7 protein-coding genes and 1 pseudogene are annotated in these 6,683 nt (G+C 64.9%); 4 read left to right on the forward strand and 4 right to left on the reverse strand.

Translation table 11 applies throughout. The features are described from left to right. Positions 1 to 44: 44 nt before the first annotated feature. The 4 genes from ACS5Q0_RS15410 (at position 45) to ACS5Q0_RS15425 (ending at position 4,340) form a co-directional block, all read left to right on the forward strand. Complete coding sequence (locus ACS5Q0_RS15410) at positions 45 to 1,982, forward strand: DUF3604 domain-containing protein (protein WP_473127531.1); 1,938 nt, start codon at positions 45 to 47, stop codon at positions 1,980 to 1,982. A 164-nt stretch (positions 1,983 to 2,146) separates the two neighbouring features. After that, on the forward strand, positions 2,147 to 3,037 hold the full coding sequence (locus ACS5Q0_RS15415) for a hypothetical protein (RefSeq protein ID WP_473127532.1): 891 nt from the start codon (positions 2,147 to 2,149) through the stop codon (positions 3,035 to 3,037). A gap of 312 nt (positions 3,038 to 3,349) precedes the next feature. Continuing rightward, positions 3,350 to 3,583 carry a DUF6894 family protein gene (locus ACS5Q0_RS15420; RefSeq protein ID WP_473127533.1) on the forward strand — a complete coding sequence of 78 codons (234 nt, stop codon included), beginning with the start codon at positions 3,350 to 3,352 and terminating at the stop codon, positions 3,581 to 3,583. Between the two features lie 19 nt (positions 3,584 to 3,602). Beyond that, the gene (locus tag ACS5Q0_RS15425; RefSeq protein WP_473127534.1) at positions 3,603 to 4,340 is read left to right on the forward strand and encodes a Crp/Fnr family transcriptional regulator; all 738 of its coding nucleotides are present in this window, start codon (positions 3,603 to 3,605) and stop codon (positions 4,338 to 4,340) included. 36 nt (positions 4,341 to 4,376) lie between these two features. Here the strand turns inward: ACS5Q0_RS15425 and ACS5Q0_RS15430 are convergent, their stop codons facing one another. The 4 genes and pseudogenes from ACS5Q0_RS15430 to ACS5Q0_RS15445 all read right to left on the reverse strand — a co-directional run. Continuing rightward, a complete protein-coding gene (locus ACS5Q0_RS15430) occupies positions 4,377 to 4,643 on the reverse strand; it encodes a hypothetical protein (RefSeq protein WP_473127535.1) in 267 nt (88 codons plus the stop codon). Beyond that, a complete protein-coding gene (locus ACS5Q0_RS15435) occupies positions 4,640 to 5,194 on the reverse strand; it encodes a Crp/Fnr family transcriptional regulator (RefSeq protein WP_473127536.1) in 555 nt (184 codons plus the stop codon). The genes ACS5Q0_RS15430 and ACS5Q0_RS15435 overlap by 4 nt, the downstream gene beginning before the upstream one ends. Before the next feature lie 160 nt (positions 5,195 to 5,354). Further along, on the reverse strand, positions 5,355 to 6,098 hold the full coding sequence (gene istB / locus ACS5Q0_RS15440; RefSeq protein ID WP_473127537.1) for an IS21-like element helper ATPase IstB: 744 nt from the start codon (positions 6,096 to 6,098) through the stop codon (positions 5,355 to 5,357). Positions 6,099 to 6,111: 13 nt separating this feature from the next. Further along, a pseudogene (locus ACS5Q0_RS15445) lies at positions 6,112 to 6,683 on the reverse strand (hypothetical protein); the annotation flags it as partial.

Raw genomic sequence — 6,683 nt, forward strand, 5'->3', positions numbered from 1 at the left:
ATGTGGGCGACCGAGCCGGATCGGTCGAGTGACGGGAGGAAGACATGGCGAGAGTGACGTTCGAGCGTTCAGTTCTGGGCAGTCTGATGGCGCTCGGCCTCATCTCAGCGGCGGGAGCCCAGGACGCCGGTGCCCCTTCCAAGGAGCAAATCGAGAAGGCGCTGCCGAAGCCGCCGTATTCGCCCTATGCGAACCGCGACTTCCCCACGCGGCCGTTCTTCGGCGACACGCATCTGCACACCTCGTTCTCCTTCGATGCCGGAGCGTTCGGAGCGCGTCTCGGACCGCGCGACGCCTACCGCTTCGCCAAGGGCGAGCAGGTCACCGCCTCATCCGGCCAGCCGGCCAAGCTCTCCCGCCCGCTTGACTTCCTCGTGGTGGCCGATCATTCCGACAACATGGGTTTCTTTCCAGACCTGCTGGGCGGCAAGCCCGAGGTGCTGGCCGATCCGACGGGCCGGCGCTGGTACGACATGATCCAGTCGGGCCGCGGCGCCGAGGCCGCCATCGACATCATCTTCTCGTTCACTCAGGGAACGTACCCCAAGGATCTCATCTACGCCCCCGGCACGCGCGCCTATCGCGGCGCCTGGCAGGAGACGATCAAGGCCGCCGAGGAGGCCAACGATCCGGGCCGCTTCACGGCCTTCATCGGGTACGAGTGGACCTCGACCACGGCCGGCAACAACCTGCATCGCAACGTCATCTTCCGCGATGGCGGCGACAAGGCGAGCCAGGTCGAGCCGTTCACGACCACGCCGCCGCTGGGGAGCGACAATCCGGCGGAGCTCTGGAAATGGATGGACACCTACCAGAACAAGACCGGCGGCAGCGTCCTGGCGATCGCCCACAACGGCAATCTCTCAAACGGCCTGATGTTTCCGACCGTCGAGGCGTTCGGCCAGAAGCTCGACCGCGAGTATGCCGAGACGCGGATGCGATGGGAACGCCTCTACGAAGCCACGCAGACCAAGGGCGACGGCGAGACGCATCCGTTCCTGTCGCCGAACGACGAGTTCGCCAACTTCGAGCGCTGGGATTTCGGCAATCTCGACGCCAGCGTCGCGAAAACCAAGGAGATGCTGGAGTTCGAATATGCCCGCTCGGCGCTCAAGAACGGCCTCAAGCTCGGGCAGATGCTCGGCGTGAACCCCTACAAGTTCGGTCTCGTCGGCAGCAGCGACGCCCATACGGCCCTTTCTGCGCTGGAGGAGGACAACTTCTTCGGCAAGACCACGCCCGGGGAGCCCAGCCCGGAGCGCCTGCACGCCACCTTCATGGACAACCCGAAGACCGGCATCAAGATCATGGACTGGCAGGTCTCCGCCTCGGGCTATGCCGCCGTGTGGGCGCGGGAGAACACCCGTGAGGCGCTGTGGGACGCGATGCAGCGCCGGGAGACCTATGCCACGACCGGGCCGCGCATGCTCGTGCGGTTCTTCGGCGGCTGGGACTTCGTCCCGCAGGACGCGAACAGCCGCCTGCCCGCTCAGACCGGCTACACCAAGGGCGTGCCGATGGGCGGCGAGCTGCGGGCCGCGCCGCAGGGTAAGCCGCCGACCTTCCTGGTGGCGGCGCTGAAGGATCCGCTCGGCGCGAACCTCGACCGCTACCAGATCGTGAAGGGCTGGCTGACCAAGGACGGCAGGCCCGAAGAGAAGGTCTACGACGTCGCCTGGGCCGATGCCGAGCGGCGCAAGCCCGGGGCGGACGGCAAGCTGCCTCTGGTCGGCGATACCGTCGACGTGGCGAATGCGACCTGGACGAACACGATCGGAGCACCGGAGCTGGCGACGGTCTGGACAGATCCGGACTTCGACCCGAGCCAGCCCGCCTTCTACTACGGTCGCGTGATCGAGATCCCGACACCGCGCTGGACCGCCTACGACGCGAAGCGGTTCGGGGTGCAGCCCCTGCCGGGGACGCCCATGACCGTCACGGAGCGCGCCTACACCTCGCCGATCTGGTACACGCCGCAATGAATGGCCCCATGATGCCGGCGCGCGGTCGGCGGCTCGAGATCGAAGGGGACGGGGCTGAAACAGCCGGTCCCAAAACCGACAAGCTCTTGATGGGGTGCACGGACATGCGCCATCCTGGCTTCGACCGGCCCCACCCTCCAGTTCCCGCAGAAGGAGAACTCTTCATGTCGCGTCGCTCGATCCGGTGTCTCCTGATGTCCCTTTACGCTCTTTCAGTGTCAGGCGGTGCAGGGCTCGCGGCCGACATCGCGCCGCCCCGCCCCGTCGCTGAGGAGCCGGCTACGGCGCCCATGGGCTGGACCTATCGCGTCACGCCGTACGGCTGGCTGACGTCCATCAAGGGCACCCAGACCGTGCGCGGTCGCTCCGCCAAGATCGACGCGAGCTTCATCGACATCGTCGAGAAGAGCGACAGCCTTGTCGCGCTGATGGGTGCCTTCGAGGCACGCAACGGCCCGCTCGCCCTCTACAATGACCTGGTCTGGACCAAGATCGGCGTGGAAGGCAGCAACATTCGGTCGCGCTCGCTGGCGCCGGGCGTGACGGGGACGCTGGGCACCACCACCAGCCTGGATTTTCAGATGGCCATCGTCGAGGTCGGGGCCGCCTATGAGGTCCTGCGCTCCGGCCCACTGGCCTTCGACGTGCTCGGCGGCGCCCGCTACTGGTATCAGGAGGCGGACCTCTCGTTGGACGTCACCGGCACCGTCGATACGGGCGACCTGGAACTCGCCGGAAGCCGCGCGATCGCGCGTTCGGGCTCCGTTGACTGGCTCGACCCGGTCATCGGCGCGCGGGTGCGCTATGCCATGGCGCCGGGACACGAGCTGTTCCTGCGCGGTGACATCGGCGGGTTCGGTCTCGGAAGCGACTTCTCCTGGCAGGCCATCGGCGGCTACGGCTTCGAGTTCGGGACCTATCACGGCATCGCCTTCTCCGGCGTGATCGGCTACCGGGCGCTCTCCGTTGACTATGCCCAGGGCGAAGGCCGGCAGCGCTACGAGTTCGACGCCATCCAGCACGGGCCGATCCTTGGCATCAGCGCGAGGTTCTGATCAGCAGCCGCTGGTCATCAGGCAAGGTAGAGCGCACTGCGTAGAAGTCCGGTGTGGGACGGGAACCGCGCTTCCCTACGATGCCACGACGCGCGGTTCGATGAGGATTACTGCCTTGACACTGGACCATAGCTGGCCATGGTGTCCACCCGCCTCGTTTCTTCGGCTTCTTCCGTCACCCCCACGCGGAAATTTGTACGCTTTCGAACGAAAGTCTTCATGAGGCGTTGGATCATATTGCCGATCGACCATCCTGGGCATCCGGCAACTGAGAGATCCGTGCGCTCCCGCCGAACACCGGAGGGAGGCAGCATGCCCCACTATTACTTTCACCTCTGCCAAGGCTCGCACATTATCGCCCATGACATGGTGGGCCATGCCTTCGAGAACGACGAGGCAGCCCGCCAACATGCCCGCAGCGGGGGTGGGTTGGTCAAGGTAGGGCCCGCCATGCCGGGGTTCTTGAGCCGCTACGAACTGAAGGTCGTCAACGAGGCCGGCAAAGACATCCTGCTGTTCTCGCTCATGAAGCCAGGGGTGACGTGATCGGGTGAGGTGGTCGGCCATGACCGGAATCGAACCTTTCACACATCGTACGAACCGGCTTCTCGCTGCCCTGGAGCCAGAAGACTTCGGACTGCTTGCACCTGACCTCGAAACCGTCGAGCTGAAGCGCAGACAGGTGATCTACGATACCGGCGCAATGGTTCGATGGGCCTATTTCCCCCACGATGCCATTGTCTCACTGGTGAACGAGTTGGAGGACGGCGGCACCGTCGAGGTTGCGGTGTTCGGGCACGAAGGGGGATTGGGCCTGCTCAGCGGGATGGTCACACACCAGGCGTTTGGGCGCTATGTCGTGCAGGTGCCCGGTACGGCCTCGCGCATTCCGGTCGAACGCCTGAACGAAGCGGGGAAAGTCCGTCCGAACCTGAGGCGCATGGTTCTGCGCTACGGGGAAGTGCTGCTCACCCAGACATTCCAAACGATCACATGCAATGCGGTCCACTCGGTCCAGGCCCGCTGCTGCCGGTGGATCCTCAACATGCACGATCGGCTGGATCAGGACACGCTGCCGCTCACGCACGAGTTCCTGAGCGGAATGCTGGGGGTGCAGCGTTCGACAGTGAGTGCAGCAGTCGGAACGCTTCAGGCGACGGGGCTGATCCGGCAAAGCCGCGGTGAGATCATCATTGCCAACCGAACCGGGCTCGAAGCGAAGACATGCGAATGCTATGGCAGGATCCGGATGGTCTACGAACGCCTGCTGCCCGAGACCTACCCACGAACCCTGCCGCGATAGACGAACACTCTGGCTTTGGTTATCCGATCAGTCGACTCATGGGACCGCTGAGCTGACCCAGGCTGCATGGGCAAGGCGCTGGCAGATCCAATCCTGCGCCGCGTCGAGATTGGCAAAGGCTGGATGGCTGACGCTGCTCAAGGGGCCAAAGTCCGCCTCCAGAAACCATTGCCCTGGAGCGACCTCGTTCCGGTCCGAGAGGTGGACCATCACGGCCACGAGCCGCTGTTGCCCGTCGAACACCAGCACGCCTTCCTCCTCGAAGCCGGTAGCCACTCGCACAGGCTGAAGGGTCAAGTTCATGCTACCCCGTCTTGGACAAGGTGAAGGTAGAGCGGATCGAAATCTGCTGCCTCCTTCAACTTCTCCCAATCGGGAATGTTCACCTGACTACCCTTGGTTCTGATCAGGTCCTTCGCGCGCAGGTCCTGAAGAACCCGGTTGACGTGGACAGTGCTGATGCCCGTCATGTCCGCCAGTTCCCCCTGTGTGATCGGCAGGTCGAAGGTGTGGTCCTGCACCAGGCCCACCACCTTCAGCCGCACGAGGAACTCGCAGAGAAGGTGGGCCATTCGGCCAGAGGCTTCGCGTCGGCCGACGTTGAGCAGCCACTCCCGGAAGATCGAGGCGTCCACCAGGGTCTCGCGCCAGAGGGCGGCGGTGATGCGGGGGTAGCGGTCGCAGAGGCGGCGCAGGTCCTCATGCTGGATGAACCCGACCGTGCACGGGGTCAGAGTGGCGAGGCTGTTGTCCAGCACCTTCAGGTGCAGGCTTTGCAGGTCGGGAATGTCACCGGGAACATGGAAGACCACGATCTGGCTGCGCATTCCAGGGATGGTGATCAGTGGTTCCACACGATCATGATCACTCGTTCTGGTGATCGTGATCACCGTCAGCGTTGACCTGGCGGTCCGCTGAGCGGCAATGAAGCGGTCAGTACCGCTGGCAGTTGTAAGGTGGTCTGGAAACAGGCGTTGGGTCAAGCCCGGCGCCGGCGATCAAAGCTCGATCGGATCATGCCACACTCCTGTCGCCGGCCCGGCGGCGCAGACTGTCGCCCTTGAGTTCAATCCGATGCGCATTGTGAATGACGCGATCCAGGATCGCGTCGCCGAGAGTGGGATCGGCAATCACATCGTGCCAGTGTGACACGGGAACCTGACTGGTGATCAGCAGCGAACCCTTGTCGTAGCGGTCATCGACGATCTCGAGAAGATCCCGGCGCTGCTCGGCGCTGAGCGGCTCCGGGCCCCAGTCGTCGATGATCAGCAGATCCGTCCGCTCCAAGGTGCTCATCAGGCGCGCCAGACGGCCTTCGCCGCGGGCTTGGGCCAGATCGGCAAACAGGCGCGGCGCCCGGCGATACAGAACCGAGAAGCCGTCGCGACAGGCCTTGTGGCCGAGCGCGCAGGCGAGCCAGCTCTTCCCCGTCCCGGTCGGGCCGACAATCGCCAGGTGATTGTGATCGCGCACCCACTGGCTGGTCGCCAGCGCCTGGAACAGGGCCCGGTCGAGACCGCGTGAGGTGCGATAGTCGACATTCTCGACGGTGGCGCTCTGGCGCAGTTTGGCCGCGCTGAGGCGGCGTGCCAGGCGACGGTTGTCGCGGAACGTCACTTCCCGATCGACGAGAAGGCCGAGCCAGTCGGCATGGGGCATCGCAGCCGCGTCGGGGTTGGTCTGCAACTCGAGCAGCGTGTCGGCCATGGCGCTCAGGCCCAGGGCCCGTAGGCGTTCGACAGTGGGATGAAGCAGCATGAGGATCTCCTGATCAGTGGTAGTAGCCGGGGCCGCGGATATTGGCGTGGACGAGAACCGGCGCGTCCTGCGCCGGCTGGGAGGCCTTGTGCGTGCCGCTCTTCAGAATGGCGGCAACCGAGGTGTAGGACCGGGTGTTGATCGCCAGAGCCTGCGCGCAGGCCGCATCGACCCGCTCGGCCCCATAGCGCTTGACCAAGCCGAGAATGCCGATCGCCGAGCGAAAGCCCTGCTCGGGATGCGGCCGGGAGCGCAGGATGACATCGATCAAGGTGGCAGTGTCGGCTCCGACCTTGCCCGCCTCGCGGCGGATGCGCTCATGCGTCCAGTCGCGGTAGCGCCGATGCGAACTCGGCATGTGCTCGGCCACCGTGGTCGGCCGATGCGGACGATGGGAGCGCACATGCGAGGCCACGCGCTTGCCGCGCCAGAAGACTTCGACGCTGGTCGCCGTGATCCGCGTGTCGGCCGAACTGAGAAACTGACCCCCTGACGAAACGAAGAACTGACCCCTCCTTGGCAGAGGAGGAATAGATGTCGACCGGGGTTTCAGTGGATCCTGCATTGTCGCGGACGATGCGGAGA

This window comes from Microvirga sp. HS2 (assembly GCF_055792805.1).